Source organism: Paenibacillus sp. RC334 (assembly GCF_030034735.1).
Classification (GTDB): domain Bacteria; phylum Bacillota; class Bacilli; order Paenibacillales; family Paenibacillaceae; genus Paenibacillus; species Paenibacillus terrae_A.
The window spans coordinates 519,653-537,277 of record NZ_CP125370.1; the positions used below are offsets into that span (position 1 = coordinate 519,653).

At 47.9% G+C, this 17,625-nt stretch carries 17 protein-coding genes; 12 read left to right on the top strand and 5 right to left on the bottom strand.

Annotated features, from left to right (window positions below; translation table 11 throughout):
• Positions 1 to 314: 314 nt before the first annotated feature.
• Positions 315 to 1,607 (top strand): homocysteine synthase, encoded by a 1,293-nt coding sequence (locus tag QMK20_RS02585; protein WP_283654464.1) that lies wholly within the window; start codon positions 315 to 317, stop codon positions 1,605 to 1,607.
• A gap of 125 nt (positions 1,608 to 1,732) precedes the next feature.
• The gene (locus QMK20_RS02590; protein WP_283654465.1) at positions 1,733 to 3,694 is read left to right on the top strand and encodes an FAD-dependent oxidoreductase; all 1,962 of its coding nucleotides are present in this window, start codon (positions 1,733 to 1,735) and stop codon (positions 3,692 to 3,694) included.
• A gap of 90 nt (positions 3,695 to 3,784) precedes the next feature.
• On the opposite strand, the gene QMK20_RS02595 is transcribed toward QMK20_RS02590, so the two are convergent.
• A complete protein-coding gene (locus tag QMK20_RS02595) occupies positions 3,785 to 4,162 on the bottom strand; it encodes a VOC family protein (RefSeq protein WP_044646520.1) in 378 nt (125 codons plus the stop codon).
• A gap of 170 nt (positions 4,163 to 4,332) precedes the next feature.
• On the opposite strand from QMK20_RS02595, the gene QMK20_RS02600 reads away from it, so the two are divergent.
• The 3 genes from QMK20_RS02600 to QMK20_RS02610 all read left to right on the top strand — a co-directional run bounded on the left by QMK20_RS02600 (position 4,333) and on the right by QMK20_RS02610 (position 5,395).
• The gene (locus QMK20_RS02600) at positions 4,333 to 4,626 is read left to right on the top strand and encodes a hypothetical protein (protein ID WP_283654466.1); all 294 of its coding nucleotides are present in this window, start codon (positions 4,333 to 4,335) and stop codon (positions 4,624 to 4,626) included.
• Between the two features lie 195 nt (positions 4,627 to 4,821).
• Positions 4,822 to 4,944: a hypothetical protein gene (locus QMK20_RS02605; RefSeq protein ID WP_283654467.1), complete on the top strand. Its 123-nt coding sequence runs from the start codon at positions 4,822 to 4,824 to the stop codon at positions 4,942 to 4,944.
• 142 nt (positions 4,945 to 5,086) lie between these two features.
• Positions 5,087 to 5,395: a LexA family transcriptional regulator gene (locus QMK20_RS02610; RefSeq protein ID WP_283656178.1), complete on the top strand. Its 309-nt coding sequence runs from the start codon at positions 5,087 to 5,089 to the stop codon at positions 5,393 to 5,395.
• Between the two features lie 1,171 nt (positions 5,396 to 6,566).
• Here QMK20_RS02610 and QMK20_RS02615 read toward each other — a convergent pair.
• On the bottom strand, positions 6,567 to 6,950 hold the full coding sequence (locus QMK20_RS02615; RefSeq protein ID WP_283654468.1) for a hypothetical protein: 384 nt from the start codon (positions 6,948 to 6,950) through the stop codon (positions 6,567 to 6,569).
• Positions 6,951 to 7,047: 97 nt separating this feature from the next.
• Complete coding sequence (locus QMK20_RS02620) at positions 7,048 to 7,311, bottom strand: hypothetical protein (protein ID WP_283654469.1); 264 nt, start codon at positions 7,309 to 7,311, stop codon at positions 7,048 to 7,050.
• Positions 7,312 to 7,548: 237 nt separating this feature from the next.
• Here QMK20_RS02620 and QMK20_RS02625 point away from each other — a divergent pair, with 237 nt between their 5' ends.
• The 4 genes from QMK20_RS02625 to QMK20_RS02640 all read left to right on the top strand — a co-directional run bounded on the left by QMK20_RS02625 (position 7,549) and on the right by QMK20_RS02640 (position 11,983).
• Positions 7,549 to 9,051 carry an HD-GYP domain-containing protein gene (locus QMK20_RS02625; protein ID WP_283654470.1) on the top strand — a complete coding sequence of 501 codons (1,503 nt, stop codon included), beginning with the start codon at positions 7,549 to 7,551 and terminating at the stop codon, positions 9,049 to 9,051.
• A gap of 174 nt (positions 9,052 to 9,225) precedes the next feature.
• On the top strand, positions 9,226 to 10,671 hold the full coding sequence (locus tag QMK20_RS02630; protein ID WP_283654471.1) for an ATP-binding protein: 1,446 nt from the start codon (positions 9,226 to 9,228) through the stop codon (positions 10,669 to 10,671).
• Positions 10,672 to 10,720: 49 nt separating this feature from the next.
• Complete coding sequence (locus QMK20_RS02635) at positions 10,721 to 11,440, top strand: NAD(P)H-binding protein (protein ID WP_283654472.1); 720 nt, start codon at positions 10,721 to 10,723, stop codon at positions 11,438 to 11,440.
• Between the two features lie 162 nt (positions 11,441 to 11,602).
• Positions 11,603 to 11,983, top strand: a complete 381-nt coding sequence (locus QMK20_RS02640) for a RidA family protein (RefSeq protein WP_014279543.1) — start codon at positions 11,603 to 11,605, stop codon at positions 11,981 to 11,983.
• 89 nt (positions 11,984 to 12,072) lie between these two features.
• Here the strand turns inward: QMK20_RS02640 and QMK20_RS02645 are convergent, their stop codons facing one another.
• Positions 12,073 to 12,828, bottom strand: a complete 756-nt coding sequence (locus tag QMK20_RS02645) for a tryptophan-rich sensory protein (protein ID WP_283654473.1) — start codon at positions 12,826 to 12,828, stop codon at positions 12,073 to 12,075.
• A gap of 209 nt (positions 12,829 to 13,037) precedes the next feature.
• Here QMK20_RS02645 and QMK20_RS02650 point away from each other — a divergent pair, with 209 nt between their 5' ends.
• The 3 genes from QMK20_RS02650 (at position 13,038) to QMK20_RS02660 (ending at position 16,030) form a co-directional block, all read left to right on the top strand.
• Positions 13,038 to 13,988 (top strand): bile acid:sodium symporter family protein, encoded by a 951-nt coding sequence (locus QMK20_RS02650; RefSeq protein ID WP_283654474.1) that lies wholly within the window; start codon positions 13,038 to 13,040, stop codon positions 13,986 to 13,988.
• A gap of 218 nt (positions 13,989 to 14,206) precedes the next feature.
• Complete coding sequence (locus QMK20_RS02655) at positions 14,207 to 15,331, top strand: NADH-dependent flavin oxidoreductase (RefSeq protein WP_283654475.1); 1,125 nt, start codon at positions 14,207 to 14,209, stop codon at positions 15,329 to 15,331.
• A 111-nt stretch (positions 15,332 to 15,442) separates the two neighbouring features.
• Positions 15,443 to 16,030 carry a GNAT family N-acetyltransferase gene (locus QMK20_RS02660; RefSeq protein ID WP_283654476.1) on the top strand — a complete coding sequence of 196 codons (588 nt, stop codon included), beginning with the start codon at positions 15,443 to 15,445 and terminating at the stop codon, positions 16,028 to 16,030.
• Here the strand turns inward: QMK20_RS02660 and QMK20_RS02665 are convergent.
• Complete coding sequence (locus QMK20_RS02665; RefSeq protein WP_283654477.1) at positions 15,960 to 17,621, bottom strand: response regulator transcription factor; 1,662 nt, start codon at positions 17,619 to 17,621, stop codon at positions 15,960 to 15,962. The genes QMK20_RS02660 and QMK20_RS02665 overlap by 71 nt on opposite strands.
• Between the last annotated feature and the right edge of the window lie 4 nt (positions 17,622 to 17,625).

A 17,625-nucleotide genomic window follows, 5' to 3' on the forward strand; every position in this document is an offset into this window, starting at 1 on the left:
GAGCTATTGATTACGCGTCTTTAGCAAAATGGAATGGCATTACCTACTGTATGAAGCAACGCATAACCCTTCTACCAAAACTATTAATGATTTGCTGGTTTTTTTGCCGAAACATGTCCCAAACTAAACTAAGTTCCTTTTGACCAAATGTACAAACAGACCAAGGGATTGGCCGGGAACAGCTATGTGGATTATTATAATTCATACCTGAATAATGAGAAATATCTTCCCAATTCGTTCTTTTTGTGCGAGAATGATTGAAAAATCATTCATGATTGCGCATTACAGCACGTATAACAAGGGAGGAAATAACCATGTCAGAAGATCGCAAGCTGTCATTCGAAACTCTCGCTGTCCATGCCGGACAACAAATTGATCCTACTACCTTTGCCCGCGCCGTTCCGTTATACCAAACCACCTCGTATGGATTTCGGGATGCCGAGCATGCGGCTGATTTGTTTTCGCTAAAAGAGTTCGGCAACATTTATACGCGCCTGATGAATCCGACCACGGATGTGTTCGAGCAGCGGATCGCAGCTCTGGAGGGAGGGGCTGGCGCGTTGGCAACGGCTTCGGGAGCAGCAGCCATTTCCTTTTCCATCCTGAACATTGCAGGAGCAGGGGATGAAATTGTGTCGGCATCCAGTCTATATGGCGGTACATATAATTTGTTTTCCACGACGTTACCCAAGCTGGGCATTAAGGTGCATTTTGTGGATTCGGATGACCCGGAGAACTTTCGTAAAGCCATTACGGATAAAACGAAGGCGTTATATGCCGAGACGATTGGCAATCCGCAGGGCAATGTGCTGGATGTGGAAGCTGTAGCAGCGATTGCGCATGAATACGGTATTCCGTTAATTGTAGATAACACGTTCCCAAGCCCGTACTTATTGCGTCCCATTGAATACGGAGCGGATATTGTCGTGCATTCGGCGACGAAATTCATTGGCGGACACGGAACGTCCATCGGTGGGGTGATCGTGGACAGCGGCAAGTTTGACTGGAAAGCAAGTGGCCGTTTCCCTGGACTGACCGAGCCGGACCCGAGCTATCATGGGGTTGTATACACCGAGGCGGTGGGGCCTATTGCATACATTATCAAGGCGCGGGTACAACTGCTGCGTGACCTGGGAGCAGCTATTTCACCGTTCAACTCATGGCTGCTGCTTCAGGGCTTGGAGACACTCCATCTGCGGCTGGAAAGACATAGCCAGAATGCTTTGAAGGTAGCGCAATATCTCGAAAGCCACAAGGATGTGGAATGGGTCAGCTACACTGGATTGCCAAGCCACCCATCCTATGAGTTAGCCCAAAAATACTTGCCGAAAGGGCAAGGGGCGATCCTGACCTTCGGCATTAAAGGCGGCAGTCAGGCGGGAAGCAAGCTGATTGAAAATGTGAAGCTATTTTCCCATTTGGCGAATGTGGGCGATTCCAAATCTCTGATCATTCATCCGGCGAGCACAACGCATCAGCAGTTGAATGCGGAGGAACAGGTTGCTGCCGGAGTCAAGCCAGAGCTGTTGCGTTTGTCTGTCGGGACGGAAGCGATAGACGATATTTTGTACGATTTGGAGCAGGCGATCTCGGCCAGCCAGCAGTAGTTAAGGTTGATCAGGTGGGGGGTAACCTCCACCTTTTTTGCGTCCATGTCATGAATAAATAGCGTTGACAACATACCCCCGCAGGTATATATTATACCCCATAGGGTATATTGGGAGGGGAAGAAATGAGCAGAAAAATAGTTATTATTGGCGGGGTAGCAGGTGGAGCTTCTGCGGCGGCGAGATTGCGTAGATGGAATGAGGAAGACGAGATTATGATGTTTGAGCGCGGAGAGCATGTTTCTTTTGCGAACTGTGGTCTTCCTTACTATATTGGCGGCACGATCCATGCGCGGGAGAAGCTGTTCCTCCAGACACCTCAAGGGATTCGAGAACGTTTTAATATAGATGTGAGGGTACTCACCGAAGTGATTGAAATAGACCGAGAGCAGAAGCTCATCCGCTTCCGTGATGTAATGACAGGAACAATGGGGGAGCAACCGTACGACTTGGTGGTTTTGTCCCCAGGGGCCAAACCGATGATACCGGATATTCCCGGATTAAACGAAGCTACTAATCTATTCACGCTAAGAAATATTCCTGATACGGACGTGATTAAGGCATATGTAGATGAAAAGCACCCGCGACATGCTACTGTAATCGGCGGTGGATTTATCGGGCTGGAAATGGCTGAGAATCTGCGGGAGCGTGGACTTGCGGTAACGATTATCGACCAGGGAGAACAATTGCTTAATCCGCTAGATCCTGAAATGGCTAAACTGGTAGAACAGCATATGAAGCTGAACGGGGTGGAGGTGCGCTTAAAGGAAGGGGTCGCGGCTTTTGCAGCTCAGGGTACACGGCTCCTTTTAGCTTCGGGAGGTGTGCTTCAGACGGATTTGGTTATTCTGGCGATTGGTGTTGTTCCCGAAAATGAACTGGCCAAGCAAAGCGGATTGGAGCTTGGTTTTCGCGGGGCTATTCAGGTAAACGCTCAATTGCAAACCAGTGATCCGGCCATTTATGCGGTAGGAGGCGCCATTCAGGTCAAAGATCGCAATCACGGGTTTGCAACTATGGTATCGCTGGCCTGGGGAGCCAATCGGCAGGGTCGTTTGGTGGCGGATCATATGAACGGTCAGGCCATTTCTTATGATGGCGCGCTCGGAACGTCCGTGATCAAGACCTTTGCCTTGACCGCAGCATCTACAGGCAATAACGAAAAAACATTGCTGCGGCTGGGTGTTCCCTATAAGGCTGTTCATATTCATCCCGCTTCGCATGCGGGTTATTATCCCGGAGCATCGCCAATTTCCATGAAGCTACTCTTTAACCCGGAGACTGGAATGATATATGGGGCACAGGCCGTTGGAGTCGATGGAGTAGACAAAAGGATTGATGTGATTGCGACCGCCATTCGTGGACATTTGGAGGTGTGTGAGCTGGCTGATATCGAACTCGCTTATGCACCCCCGTATTCTTCGGCCAAAGATCCTGTCAATATGGCTGGTTATGTGGCTTCGAATATCATGGATGGGCTGGTCCAAACGATGCAATGGCATGAAGTCGATGATTTTTACCGCACAGGCGGCGTTATTATTGATGTCAGGGATGAGGTGGAGCTGCAAGCAGGAGTCATTCCGGGCTCTATCCATATTCCTTTGGCAGAGCTGAGAGGACGAATGTCGGAAATCCCCCATGATCAAGAGATGGCGGTATCCTGTCAGGTTGGCTTGCGGGGCTATATTGCGGCTCGAATGCTGACCCAATACGGATATCAGGTGAGAAACGTTGATGGTGGCTACAAGACATATTCAGTTATGGCTGAACGGGATTCTGATTCTGATCTGCCAGGGGGCGAACTGGACGAGGAAGCCAAAGACGGATCCGGCACAGAGCTAACCCTGCTGGATGCCTGTGGATTGCAATGTCCTGGTCCTATTCTCAAGGTATATGAAGCCGTTAAGGCACTGGAAGAAGGGCAAAAGCTGGAGGTTACCGCAACCGATTTCGGTTTTGCGAGAGATATTGAAGCATGGTGCCTCAAAACCGGGAATACGTTGGAATCTTTGGGAGTGTCCCAAGACAAGGTTAAGGCTGTGGTACGCAAAGGTTACAGCAAGTCGCCTGCTGTTAACAGCCAATAGTGGTGGTAGTAGAAGAAACAAGCAGGACAGCGTCGATGCTATCCTTTTTACTTGGAATCCTCTAAGCGCTGTTTCCTTTTTAACCACAGATCAAGGACGACGGTTTTTAAAATAGTTCATAACCCATCCAATGTGATTGAGATGATCTGTCACTTCGCCATGCAGGGCACCAAAAAAAGTATCTTGAAGCTCTACGTCAACGGTACCCTTTTCCGCCAGTGCATGGTAAGCCTGCTTAAGCTCCTCTTCGCTGTCAAAGTCGAGAATGATTTGTACATGCTGCGCTTTTAGCGGTTTACCGTAGGAATCAGAAAAATGAATGTGACTGCTGCCCAGGTGAAGCTCAGCGTGTAAAAGCTTGCCCTCCTGCTTGTTCAGCACTTTAATTTCTCCGCCCAAAACAGACTGATAATAATCCACCGTTTGCTGGACATCGTTCACAATGACAAAAGGGCTTGCACTTCTCATGGGTTCATCTCCTTTTAGGTCTTTATGTAGTTACTATACATTATTTACGTTGCCTACAGGGTTTACCCCTTTTCATTTCAAATTATGGCTTGGTTCACTGTGTGACGTCTGTTACAATAGAAGGGACATTTACGAATGGATAGAAAAAAGATCGGACGGTGAGCATTTCTATGCTTTGGGAAGCAGCTATATATTTTGTGATTTTGGTAATTTCTGCTCTAAGCGTGATTGTGGTATCAGGTAGCCGGAGGACGGCGAGTACAATTCTTCTGGTGCCCATCGTTTTATTTTGTACGATATTTATGGTGCAAGGTTCAGTACTTACAGCGGTGAAGCACCCGACGATGGGCGCTAATGTTGGTTCGGGCATGGCATTTTTAACAACTTGGGTAGTCACCGGAATATTGTTTGCTGTGACGATTGTGATTACTTTCGTTAAATATAGCAAGAAGAACAAGGCGTAATTCAGCCTTAACCTCAGATGAATCAGGGCTTGCGGTCATTTGCCGAAAGCCCTTTTTGTATTTAATTAGCATGTACCGATTTACCTCAAGAAGATACCTGTTGTGGAGCGTTTGGAAAAAAATAGAGCTGGATTTCAAAAAGAGGTTTACAGGATTAGTTGGGAAGTGTATACATATAGTAAGGAGGCGATTGCCATGAGTGATCGTGCATTTCATCTGTTCTATATTATTTTCCTGACGGTTCTGGCATTAGGAAGCGTTGGTGGAATCGTCTGGTGGCTGCGTTCTATCGGTCGTCAGGAGAAAGAAAAAAACTGAATTTGAACCGGACTGTAAAAGTCTAAAATGCAGCTTCCAGTAGGAGGGTGCATTTTTATGTGTTATAATGGGAACATACGTTCTTTGTGATGGTGATCCTGGCCGTTGGTTGCTTGGGAAACCTGGAAAGGGAGGAAAGATGATGTTGCCTGATTTGGAACGAAAGCTGTTACGGATTCTGTATAACTATTTTGCCCAGCATCGCCATATGCCGACGATGACGGAATTGACCGTCAAAACGGGGAAGAGGGACAGCGAGATTACAGCCGCTTTGCGGCATATGGAACAGGAGCGTTATATTACATGGGAAAATAACTCCAGTACTCAGCATGTGGTTTTGCTGGAAGGGTGGGAGCGGCCTTCGACGGACAGGGGCACCCGCCCGGAAACAGGGCGATCAACTACGCCAACCACGCCGCAGGGCGGCACGGAATACTGGACGAATTATTAGAGTAGAACACAAAGCTGGAAAATTAATGAGTTTTTAAGGTGCATATCATTTAGTTTTAAGAAAGGGGGACTATAATGACCCTATTAACCCCTTTTTGATCAAGCTATAGGCCCTGCCGGTGTATCGGCGGGGTCATTTTTTTTGTTCATAGATGCTCTCGGCGGTACTTGCTAGATACATATGTACATTAAAAATCCCCCGGGGATCATCCGGAGGATGGGTGCAGCTTGCGTGAACTGCACGGCCTGCTCGAACTTCATGGTTCGACGGCATAATATATATTCAACCCCTGCTGCCTTGCATAATATGGTCAGCATGTTCATAAGGGGCAGTCCGATTCCACTGCTCATTTTCCAAACGACAAAAGCCCTACCTCTCTTTCGTCCTTGCGGCTCCGATGACCGCGCCAGTGTGAATGTGAAAATCTTCGGCAAAAGCTCAAAATTCTACATTAGGGTTATACATAAAATTTGGAGAAGCTCCATGCGGTGATTAGGAGTAATAGCTTGTTGCGCGGAATCCTATGGGGTTTAATACATACTTTAATAGTATAGCAAGAACGATTATAAAATGCAAGGCATTTCTGGTTTTATTGATGATAGATTGGAAAAAATGACGGATAAGACTGTATTAGCGCTCCAGAGCCGCAAACTGCTTGAGACTTGGCGGTGTTGAGTTGGCCATCCAACTTGTTGCCTTTGGCATAAGCCTTGTCTTCACGGACATAGTAGGCAACGCCCACTGGCCAACCTGATCACCAAGGCTCGAAAGCTGTGGTGTGTTCCGTATTTGATTTTCCATGATACAAATTTACCACATGAAAAGTCCAACGGCAGATCATAAAGCGGTTAAATTCCGCTCAAAAAAAAGTCATAATATTTTGATTCTAACTAATGGATATATACATAATTGCTTTATCGACAGGATTTACAGATACTCTCATTGATTTACATACGCTTGCAAAACATCTTACTGCTAAATAATCCTTAAATGCTTCACCTAGATACCATTGGTGCGGTAGTAAAACTAATTCCCCCGCCTCTCTTATAAAGGTATTGTTTAAGAATGTCCACAACTCAATGATTGATTTTTCAGATGACCTCTGGATCAACTCAATATTGACTTTGTATTCTTTCTCTTCCGAATAATTAATACCCATAGAATTATTTCTCTACAAACTATATGCAATTGGATTTATTTCACCAGAGTCCATCACTTTTTCAATAAACCTTTTTGAAATACCCCTTACTTTACTTAACATAATTTGAGCATGCTCCTTATACTCAACGATTTTACACTCTTCAAAATGTGACCCTATCTCTTGTAATACTTGCACTTTAGTATCGTCATCAAAAACTGGAATATGTAAAACGGCATTTGAATCACCTGTTTCGAATGGCAAAAGAAAAAATTGAGCCAATACTGATAGATTCTCCTCAATAGTCTCATTTATTTTAATTTTTTTAATGCTAGGTCTATCAAAAATAGTGGTCTTGTTGTTATTTTCGATAGTTGTTTGTTCTTGATTATTTAAAATCTCTTCAAATAGTTTCATCTTTATTCCTCCTCTATAAAAACACAATAACAAATACTTAGTACTAAGACAAAAAGAGAACACAAGAATTGAGGAGTAATTGTGTTCTCTTTTTGGGCTATTTAGTTGTAAAAGTCACTTTAGCTCCATTGGTTGATAAGTTAAAGCCAGTAGCTCCTGTCACTGAGACACCGCCATAAAGTTTTGCTGAATGAAGCCCTGAGTTGCTATATACTGTTTCTCCTTGATTTGTTACATATGTGGGAACTCCATTTGTTGGATAATTAAAGGTATCCTTTTGTCCATTAGACCAAACTAAAGAAATATTAACATGAATTATTTTATTCTTTTTATCATCCATTGTAATAGTCCAATTTCCCAATGCAGTGCTTCCATCCACAATGCTCGTTAAGCAGCATGTTGCAGAATTAAATGTTTACACTCGCAGGTGAGATATGTAGACGGATTTAAGTGTTTCAATCTATATATGGTTGATTAAAAGGCACTTATAGGATTTGTGCAGATTGCTCAAGCAAGAAGGTTAACTTTTGCCGACCGGACTCCGATATTGAATAAATAAGATATTTTGTGAGTGTACGGATGAAAAGAGGGTAGCATTTTGCCGATCTATAAGCGTTTTATTCAGCATGTTATCCTGAACTATATTATAGGTTCGTTTATAGCTGTTCTGTTGGTGGGCGCGATTTTTATATTTTCCACGTTAAATGTAGCCCATTATGAATTTTTAGGTCTTATGAAGATCATTACTTTTTCCAGTATTATTATGATTGCTTGTGAAACGCTGGTATTTCGGATGCATCTGGGACCGGTTCGTCACTTTTTTCTGGATAAGCGGACGACGTTCGAGGATGTAGAAGCGATGTATATACGGATTCACCGTCTGCCTAATCTGTCTGTGTTACGTATTATGGGACCGCATTTGCTCGGTTTTTCCATCCCGGCAGCTGGTATGGCCATATGGATGATTGATACCGGACAGCTTGCCTTGCCCTTCTATTATGTAGGGATTGCCTGTATAGGGGCTTGTCTGGTTGCTTCGATGCACGCGATGATTGAATTTTTCTTGACGATGAGGGCGATCCGTCCGTTGCTGATAGAAATTAGAGACCGAACTTATCAGAAATATGGAATTAACATATCGCTTCGGGGACGGGTATTACTATCGCTCCGGCACAAATTTCAGCTGAGTGCAACGTTGATTGGTGCTTTTCCGCTGTTTTTATTTTGCCTGGCTACGCAGATTCGGCTGGAACATCTGGATGAGGCACTTTCCAGCTCCTATTGGTTATGGGCGGGCACGATTTTACTATTTGGTGTGGCCTTTGCTTATCTGGGAGGTTGGCTGTTAACCCGTGAGATTGAGCAGCCAATTCACCATTTGCTGGAAAAGATGAATGAAGTGAAGGAAGGCCGCCTGAACGATAAGGCTAGCGATTTGTACTCTGACGAATTTGCGAAGCTGGTTGAAGGCTTTAACATCATGGTCGAGGGATTGAAGGAACGGGAAGACAAAAACAGTCAGCTACAGGAAAGTTATTTCGCCACCTTGGCGGCAGCACTGGATGCGAGGGACGCTTATACCGCAGGACATTCTTTGCGTGTGGCTGAATACTCGGTGATTATTGGGCGAAGGGGCGGCTTGAACGAGACGGAGCTCGACCTTTTGCGCAAAACGGCATTACTGCATGATATCGGCAAAATCGGCGTAGCCGATGCCGTGCTGCTCAAGGATGGCAAGCTGACGGACGAGGAATTTGACCAGATTAAAATGCACCCGGTCATGGGAGAAAGCATTCTCCGCCAGGTGGAGCCGGCCGATGCCATGGCTCCTTATTTGCCCGGCGTGCGTTCGCACCATGAGCGTTATGATGGCAAAGGATATCCAGACCAGCTCTGCGGGGAGGATATCCCGCTATTTGGACGGATCATTGCGGTAGCGGATGCGTATGATGCGATGACGTCTGACCGCCCATACCGGAAGGGTATGCAGAAAGAAAAAGCGGTTATGATATTGGAAGACGGAAAAGGAACCCAGTGGGACCCTTACTTTGCCGAATTATTTGTCGATGAATGGCGCCGGAACAAAGGCATCATGAGTTGACCCTATGCTGTATATCCACCAGGCGAGCCGTTGCGGTTCGCTTTTTTTATATAGGGATGTACGCATCTTTTGACATGTCGAAAGCTGAAGCTTCATGTTATGATATACGAGAAAAGCAAAAGCGGTCAGCATAGGTCTGGCATCCAATTTTTCTCGCTATGGGAGTGTGATTCCATGCAGTTTTCAATGATGTTTCTAATGAATCTGGGGATGCTGATTGCCGTTGCCTATGTGGCGAACGTGATTTATAAATATGGGTTGAGTCGTACCTCTTCGCGATTTAAATATATCAGCTCGGTACTGCTGGTGGTATTTGGCGGATGGGTTAGCTCTTGCTTCGGTTTTAACTTTAGCGAGACGGTTATTTTTGATCTGCGCTTTGTGCCGTTAATTATCGCGGCGTTGGTGTATCCCCGCTCCTATACGCTTATTATTATCGGGGTAGCGATCGGGCTTACGAGATTTACCTTCGGTGTGAATATGGCGGCGTGGGCCGGTTTTCTGAATATGAGCATTCTGGGCGTGCTGTGCGCCGGATTGAACTACTGGATGCGTCGTTCCACCTGCCGTCTGATTATTAAGGCATCGGTGACCATTTTAGCGGTTAATATCGTAAATACGTTGAATATTGCCTTTCTGGGCGTCATTCCATGGCACTATTATGTGGCGGAAGTTGTCCCTCTCACTTTGCCTATCGGCATTGTACTCAGCTTTTTATTTGCGCTGATTTTACGTGATTTTCAGATGGAGCAGATGCGTAATTATCAGATTATACAGGCGAATCAGCTATTATCAGAGCAGCGTGATGAGTTACAGAAGACGAAAATCATTTTGGAAGAACGGGCCAAGCAGTTAATGGTGGCTTCCCAATATAAATCCGATTTTATGGCAACGATGTCGCATGAACTGCGTACACCACTTAATAGCATTATTAATCTGGCACAGATCATCAACGAGCAGGGAAAAGAACTGGATGAGGACGAGCTTTACCAGTACAGCGAGCTGATCTATGCCTCGGGGCATGATTTGCTCCAGTTGATCAATGACATTCTGGATTTGTCTAAAGTCGAGGCTGGACGGATGGAAATCGTCAGTGAGCCAGTCAGCGTGCGCGAGATTGCGCAGTTGATGATGATGCATTTTGAAGTCACTGCCAAGGACAAGAATCTTGAATTCAGCTTGAAGGAGCATGGTGATATACCGGATGAAATTCGATCCGATCCCAAACGTGTACAGCAAATTTTGCGCAACCTGTTGTCTAATGCTTTTAAGTTCACTCATGAAGGACGTGTACTGCTGGAAATCAGCACTCAGCATCTGGAACGAAAAGGGCAGGAGGGAGATTGGGTTATATTTGCGGTAAAAGATACGGGTATCGGTATCTCCAAGCTTCAGCAGCATGTTATTTTTGAGGCATTCCAGCAGGCTAACGGTTCCATTAACCGAAAATATGGAGGAACCGGACTGGGACTGTCGATTAGCCGTGATTTATCCCGCTTGTTGGGCGGTTTTATCCGTTTGGAGAGTGAGGAGGACAAGGGAAGCACATTTTCCCTGTACCTGCCCATGTGTCCGTCTGAAAGCAGGGAGGCGGGCGAACAGCCGTTTAAACTAGCCTAATAACACAGGTGCGGGAGCAGATAGGTTACAGGCATAAAGGAGGTCTATCGTGGAACGTAAAGCGGTCGTTGTGGGTGCAACGGGGCTTGTCGGGGGTTATGTTGTACGGGAGCTGTTGGTGCAAAAGGAATACAGCCGCGTCATGGTTGTGGGCAGACGTCCGCTGGAAATCAAGCATCCCAAGCTGGAGCAGGCACTCATCGACTGGGAGCAGCCGCAGGAAGCGGCATCCGCCTTCGAGGGGGTTGCTGATGTTTTTTGTTGCCTCGGGACGACGATGAAAAAGGCTGGCTCCAAGGAGCAGTTTCGTCAGGTGGATCTGGACTATCCGGTTCTGACCGCACGTTTGGGCAAAGAGGCCGGTGCAGTGCAGATGCTTGCCATCTCCTCGATGGGAGCGGACCCGGATTCGCACGTGTTTTACAACCGTACAAAGGGAGAGGCTGAGGAGGCGCTTGCCGCTATTGGATTGCCTGCGTTGCATTTGTTTCGTCCGTCGCTGATTTTGGGCACGAGGCCGGAACGTCGTTTTGGCGAGGCCGCTGCTGCTGTCGTCATGAAGGCACTGGATGGCGTGATGACGGGTAAACTGGCTTCCTACCGTGCCATCCCGGCTTCGGTGATCGCGCGGGCTATGGTACGAATCGCTCTCGCGCATGCGAGCGGCGTACATATTTATCCGAATGATATCATTCGGGTCATCGGAGCCGAGCTGGCACCCGGTGAGGATGAACCCGGCACAGTAACGGGTGCCGATAAAAATGTGTAAACCTACTGTACTACCGTGTAGGATGAAAAAATAAAGCACAACCATAACAGGGTGCCTTGGGGGGGGCCTGTTATGCGGTAATCCATTCATGCGAAATAGTGGCTTTGGACTTCCCGTGCTATAATACGGAGAACCAGTATCAGGAAGGAGAATTCAACCTATATGAAAAAAACAATTGCCACTGAAAAAGCTCCCGGCGCTATCGGACCCTATAGCCAAGCTGTAGAGGCGGGTGGTTTTATCTACACCTCAGGACAGCTTGGACTGAATCCGGCAACAGGTGAGTTCGGTAAAGATGTACAAGAGCAGGCTCGTCTGTCCTTGAGCAACGTACAAGCTATTCTGGAAGCGGCTGGAAGCAGCCTGAACCAAGTCGTGAAAGCGACCGTATTCCTGAAAGATATGAACGACTTTGTCAGCGTAAATGAAGTATACAGCTCTTTCTTCGAACAGCCGTATCCGGCTCGTAGTGCAGTGGAGGTAGCACGTCTGCCGAAGGATGCACTGGTGGAGATTGAAGTTATCGCCTTGAAAGGCGAATAGGCTGAGGAATACAAAAGAACTTCCAAAATCCACACTTGATGTGGAAATGGAAGTTCTTTTATGCCTGTGGTATACGTGATGAGATTCCTTTAGTCCCGGTCCCGGTTACGGGCAAAGAACAGCCAAAGCGAGTACACCAGGATGATTGCGGCCAGAATGAATGCAGCCAACCGCACGTTTTCATTGTTCGGATGCTCGATGGCGATGGCGACATAAGCCCACACGAACACAAGTGGATAAACGCTGTCACGATATGGGAAGCTGACCATGATAGCAAGCACGGTGCCAATGACCAGGATGATGATCGCCCAAGTAGTATCGCTGAGCCCCCAGCCGCTCCACTCGTTCTTTTTCAGTGCCACCGTGATGTTGATGATGGTAGCGACGGATATCCAGCCAAGATTCAGACTGAACGGCAGCTTGACGAACCACATTTCCCCGAGGGTTGGTTGCGGCGTACGAGTGCGCACATATACGACAGCCAGAGAGAGCAAGTACAGTATAATGACAATCACACACAACTCTACATATACATACTGCCACAAAAAAATCCAGATCATGTTGAAGATACAGCTTAAAATAAAGAAAACCCCGATAGACTGAACGCTCGTCTTGGTTTGTCCTGCCGATGTAGCCTGATACACAACAAAGCAGGCAAGCAGCAAGTAAATAACCGACCAGATGGAAAAGGCATAACCCGCAGGTGTCAGCAGGGTAGGGTACATGTTGGATACGGCAGCGGTGCTTCTTCCGCCGATGGGAAGTGTGGAAGCCAGAATGTTAACAACGATGACAGCAATAAATGCAATGATATTCCACCATTTCAATAAATGGCTTCGTGACATAGGGCCTCTCCTCCTCAATGAATGATGAACCGTGGAATGACCGACTGGTCACAATCTTATACTATGAATATACCCACTTTGCTACCAAATATGTCCTTGCCGGGAAAAGTTTCATGCTACAAATATTTTATTAAAAAGGTGTGTTTATATGCAGTCATATGTAATCCAATGATAAAAATTTTAAGTACTAGAAGTGAGGAGATAGGAGAATGAATGGTTTGGAAAAAGCGGGGAAGTTCATAGGAGGAACCTTTTCGATCTGGGTACTTTTATTTGCATGTCTGGGATTTTTCTTTCCTGCGGCGTTTACAGGGCTGAAGGGATACATACAGCTATTCCTTGGCATCGTGATGTTCGGTATGGGGATGACGCTGTCCTCGGCTGATTTTCGTGAAGTATTCCGGCGGCCGGTTGATGTGGCTATTGGTGTAGTCGGACATTATCTGATCATGCCGTTTTTGGCGTTTGCATTGGCATTGGTATTGCAGCTACCGCCAGATATTGCTGTTGGTGTTATTTTGGTAGGCTGTTGCCCGAGCGGCACCGCGTCCAACGTAATGACCCTTTTATCAAAAGGCGACGTGGCGCTGGGAGTATCCATTGCTTCGGTGTCGACGCTGATCGCGCCACTGGCAACCCCGGCCATGATCAGCCTGCTTGCTGGAAGGTGGATGAATATTGATGCAAAGTCGCTAATTATGGATATTCTCGTCGTGGTGATTGTACCGATTGTGCTGGGGGTTATCGTCAAATCGTTGTTCCGCAAACAGGCCGAAGCAAGTGTCAAGGCACTCCCGCTCGTATCGACGCTGGCTATTGTGCTGATCGTGGCGATTGTGGTCGCAGGCAGCAAAGGCAAGATTTTGGAAACCGGCCCGATTATTTTTGCTGTGGTGATTTTGCATAACGGCATCGGGTTCCTGCTCGGGTATTGGTTTGCCAAGCTGTTCGGAATGAATCTGTCCAAACGCAAAGCCGTTACACTGGAAACAGGGATGCAAAATTCCGGGCTGGGCGCTGCGCTGGCAGCGGCTCATTTTAATCCGGTTGCTGCTGTGCCGAGTGCCATTTTCAGCGTGTGGCACAATATTTCCGGCTCGCTGCTTGCGACCTGGTTTTCCCGTCGGGAAGAAAAGGACAGCACAGCCAGGAACAATTGAATTACTGTCGGTGGCTTATGACAAGTGGCTAAGGTTCAGATTTTCCGGATAGTTTAAGGAAGGTCAAAAGGTTAGATTTGACTTTATGGAGGCGGATCATTATACTGTGGTTGTTATAACCACTGTATTAAAGTAAGCAATTAAAGCAAGTCACAGTAGGCAGGCTTCATGGTTTACAGCCTCATCTGATCTGACTTAAACTGAAGGAGAGAAAACGAATGAACCCGAAATATAAACCTTTATTTGATACTTTTACCCTGCCATCTGGCGTTACGTTGAAAAATCGTATTACGATGGCACCGATGACCAACTTTGCGTCTCATGAAAATGGTGAGGTCAGTGACCAGGAGTTGGCTTACTACCGTGAACGTTCCGGCGGTGTAGGTGCGGTCATTACCGCTTGCGTGTACGTGACTCCAGATGGTAAAGGCTTTGTAAATGAGTTTGGCGCGGACAAGGATGAAATGATTCCGAGCCTGCGTCGTCTGGCCGACACGATTCATCAGGAGGGCGCAAAAGCGATTCTGCAAATTTATCATGGCGGTCGTTCGTGCCCACCGGATCAAATACCGGACGGACAGTCGATCAGCGCAAGCGCGGTTGCTGAGGAAAAAGAAGGCGCACCTGTTCCGCGTGAAATGACCACTGATGATATTCACCGTGTCATCCGTGCCTATGGCGAAGCGACTCGCCGCGCGATTGAAGCGGGCTATGACGGTGTCGAGCTTCACGGCGCGAACGGTTATCTGGTGCAGCAGTTCTTCTCCCCACATTCCAACCTTCGTACCGACGAATGGGGAGGAAGCCTTGAAAAACGTATGACCTTCCCGCTGGCGGTTGTCCACGAAGTGAAGAAAGTGATCGCAGCGCATGCGAAGCAGCCGTTCATCTTCGGGTATCGTTTGTCTCCTGAGGAAGGACATACACCAGGCATTACGGTGGACGATACGCTGGTACTCGTAGACCGTCTGGCGGATGAAGGGCTGGATTACCTGCACATTTCCGTTAACCATTTCTTCGGCGGTTCGTTCCGTGATCGTAGCGACGAACGTTCACGTACCGTTCTCATCCATGAGAAGGTTGGAAACCGCGTGCCGATTATGGGAGTTGGGTCGCTGAATACACCGGACGATGCACTTGCAGCGCTGGAGACAGGTGTACCGCTGGTTTCACTGGGACGTCCGCTTCTGATGGAGCCGCAATGGGTTCAGAAGGTTCAGCACGGCACTGAAGATACGATCCGTAAGACATTGTCCAAGCAAGCTCAACAGGAACTGGTCATTCCGGACTACCTGTGGGGTGCGCTGACGACGATGCCTGGCTGGATGCCTGTTACGGATTAATTTTTGAATTGAAGGGATACCCTGGGTTGCTGCCAAGCATCCGGGGTATTTTCCTGTCTTGTGTCCCGTGAGTACGAAACATATGAATAGCGAGAAAGAAGGAAAATGACAATGTTACATGAAGCTAATGGTTCTTTTTCGATAGAGTCCACCCATCCCGGGTTACGGATTCGACTTTTACAAGTAAGTGATGCAGAACGATTATTGGAGATTAGACGCGAAAATTTTGATTTTTTTAAGCCATTTGAGCCGGAACGGCCTGAAATTTACTTTACGCTGGAAGAACAGGCCCGCCTGATTTCCATCGGCCTTGAAGCTGCGCAAGCCGGGCAGGGATATACGTTTGGACTTTTTTTGCCGGAAAATGACAAGCTGATCGGCAGAATGGAGCTATCAGGCGTGGCCAGAGGCCCTTTTCAAAATGCGAATCTGGGGTACTTCGTAGATCCTCCACATCACGGACAAGGCTACGCCACCTCAGCAGTAAAGGATGTTGTACGTTACGCCATAAATGAATTGGGATTGCACCGTATACAGGCCGGGGTTATGCCGAGAAATACGCCATCCAATCGAGTAATGGAAAAGGCCGGATTTCGCCGGGAAGGGCTGGCTCTAAACTATTTGAAGATTAATGGTGTCTGGGAAGATCATGTGCTGTATGCGTTAACGGCTGAGAATCTACAGAATGGCGCCTTCTGAACTCGCCGGGCGTGACGCCCTCCAGTTTTTTGAATACCTTGCCAAAATATTTTTCGTCCTGATAACCGACCATACCGGCAATATGATGAAGGCGTAGCTTGTCGTTTAACAGCAGCAGCTTCGCTTTGTCCATCCTGATCCGGCATAGATACTCGGACAGATTAACGCCGTATTCCTGCTTGAATTTACGAGAGATATATTCCCGACTGAGGTAAAAACGGCTCGCCATATCCTGTAGGGAAATGTCCTCGTCGTAGTGAGCATCCAGATAGCGGGCAATATCACGGATAACAGGATTGCTGGGGCTATGGCTTGGTGTAAGGGCCTGCCCAGCTGCCAGCAGCCGGTTCTCGACCAGCTTCTGCCATAGGGGCAGGGATAGCAAGCCCCGCTTGTCGATCGGCAGGGCAGGGATGGAGCCGTGCTCGTCTGCCAGTTCCTCCCCTGCCGCATCGCCGGGTCTGTCGTTCAGCCAGCGGGCCAGCATCCAGTCCAGCTCCTGATTCCAGCCGACCAGTTGCTCAGCCGTAACCAAAGGCAGCTCGGCTACGGCTGATATCCAGCGGCCAGCCGCCGCAGCTATACGACTGGCGTTGCAACTGAGTGCACTAAGCCGAAGCTCCTCCTCCATCTCGGGAAGCTGGGGAAGACGCACCGCTTGTCGTGCTAGAAAGCTGTTGTGCAGCCAGTCTGCTGCTTGCAGCACATCTCGTTTCCACAGTGCTTGCCGTGCTTCCTGGTAGGCTGTGGCCGCCGCCACGGGAAAGGCACCGAAAGAGCCGATTCCGATGTGCATATAGCACCGCAACGTCGTTCTTATCCCTGTGTGGATATCCTGTAAGAGCAGCGGCCAGCGGGACGGTTCGCCCCAATACAGCAGAATAATTTCGTCCATACGCTCCAGATGGCGGAACGCAATTCCGGTTTGGGAATTCCCGAGAAACTCGTTGCAGATGTTAATCAGGGAAAAGCCCAAAAGCGTGTGCCGCGTCTTGTATTTGTCCAGCATATCGGCATTCAGTTGAGTGGTGCTCATCACCGCTGCATTGCACATATGAATAGCCGCAGGAAGATGCAGTTCCTCACGTAAGGGCGTGATGGAAAGATGGGTATTCGCCGTACCGGATACCAGCTCGGTCAGGAGCTTGTCGGCATAGTGCGGCCTCATCCGGTTCACCTCAATCGCCTGCATCGTGTGCCTGTTCCGGTCTTGCTCCGCTGTCTGCCAGGCTTGAGTGGCTTTCGTTAAAGCCTCGTTAATCTCCACCGGGTCCACAGGCTTGAGAATATAGTCCATGCCTCCCCGCCGGATGACCTGCCGGACCAGCTCAAAATCGTCATAGCCGCTGACCACCACGACTCTGGTCGCGGGGGAATTCACCTGAATCCACTCCATTAGGGCCACCCCGTCCTTGCCAGGCATCCGCATATCCGTGAGTACAACGGGTGGCGAAAGGGCGGTGATGACCTCAATCGCCTGATCGCCCGACTCGGCTTCAATGACCTCAGTCACGCCACAAGCTTCCCAATGTACAAGCATTCGAATGGCATGGCGCACATGCTTTTCATCATCCACAATCAGGACTTTCATGACA

Coding starts and splice junctions, on each gene's coding strand:
- QMK20_RS02585 (WP_283654464.1), top strand. CDS start 315: ATGTCAGAAGATCGCAAGCTGTCATTCGAAACTCTCGCTGTCCATGCC.
- QMK20_RS02590 (WP_283654465.1), top strand. CDS start 1,733: ATGAGCAGAAAAATAGTTATTATTGGCGGGGTAGCAGGTGGAGCTTCT.
- QMK20_RS02595 (WP_044646520.1), bottom strand. CDS start 4,162: ATGAGAAGTGCAAGCCCTTTTGTCATTGTGAACGATGTCCAGCAAACG.
- QMK20_RS02600 (WP_283654466.1), top strand. CDS start 4,333: ATGCTTTGGGAAGCAGCTATATATTTTGTGATTTTGGTAATTTCTGCT.
- QMK20_RS02605 (WP_283654467.1), top strand. CDS start 4,822: ATGAGTGATCGTGCATTTCATCTGTTCTATATTATTTTCCTGACGGTT.
- QMK20_RS02610 (WP_283656178.1), top strand. CDS start 5,087: ATGTTGCCTGATTTGGAACGAAAGCTGTTACGGATTCTGTATAACTAT.
- QMK20_RS02615 (WP_283654468.1), bottom strand. CDS start 6,950: ATGAAACTATTTGAAGAGATTTTAAATAATCAAGAACAAACAACTATC.
- QMK20_RS02630 (WP_283654471.1), top strand. CDS start 9,226: ATGCAGTTTTCAATGATGTTTCTAATGAATCTGGGGATGCTGATTGCC.
- QMK20_RS02640 (WP_014279543.1), top strand. CDS start 11,603: ATGAAAAAAACAATTGCCACTGAAAAAGCTCCCGGCGCTATCGGACCC.
- QMK20_RS02645 (WP_283654473.1), bottom strand. CDS start 12,828: ATGTCACGAAGCCATTTATTGAAATGGTGGAATATCATTGCATTTATT.
- QMK20_RS02650 (WP_283654474.1), top strand. CDS start 13,038: ATGAATGGTTTGGAAAAAGCGGGGAAGTTCATAGGAGGAACCTTTTCG.
- QMK20_RS02655 (WP_283654475.1), top strand. CDS start 14,207: ATGAACCCGAAATATAAACCTTTATTTGATACTTTTACCCTGCCATCT.
- QMK20_RS02660 (WP_283654476.1), top strand. CDS start 15,443: ATGTTACATGAAGCTAATGGTTCTTTTTCGATAGAGTCCACCCATCCC.
- QMK20_RS02665 (WP_283654477.1), bottom strand. CDS start 17,621: ATGAAAGTCCTGATTGTGGATGATGAAAAGCATGTGCGCCATGCCATT.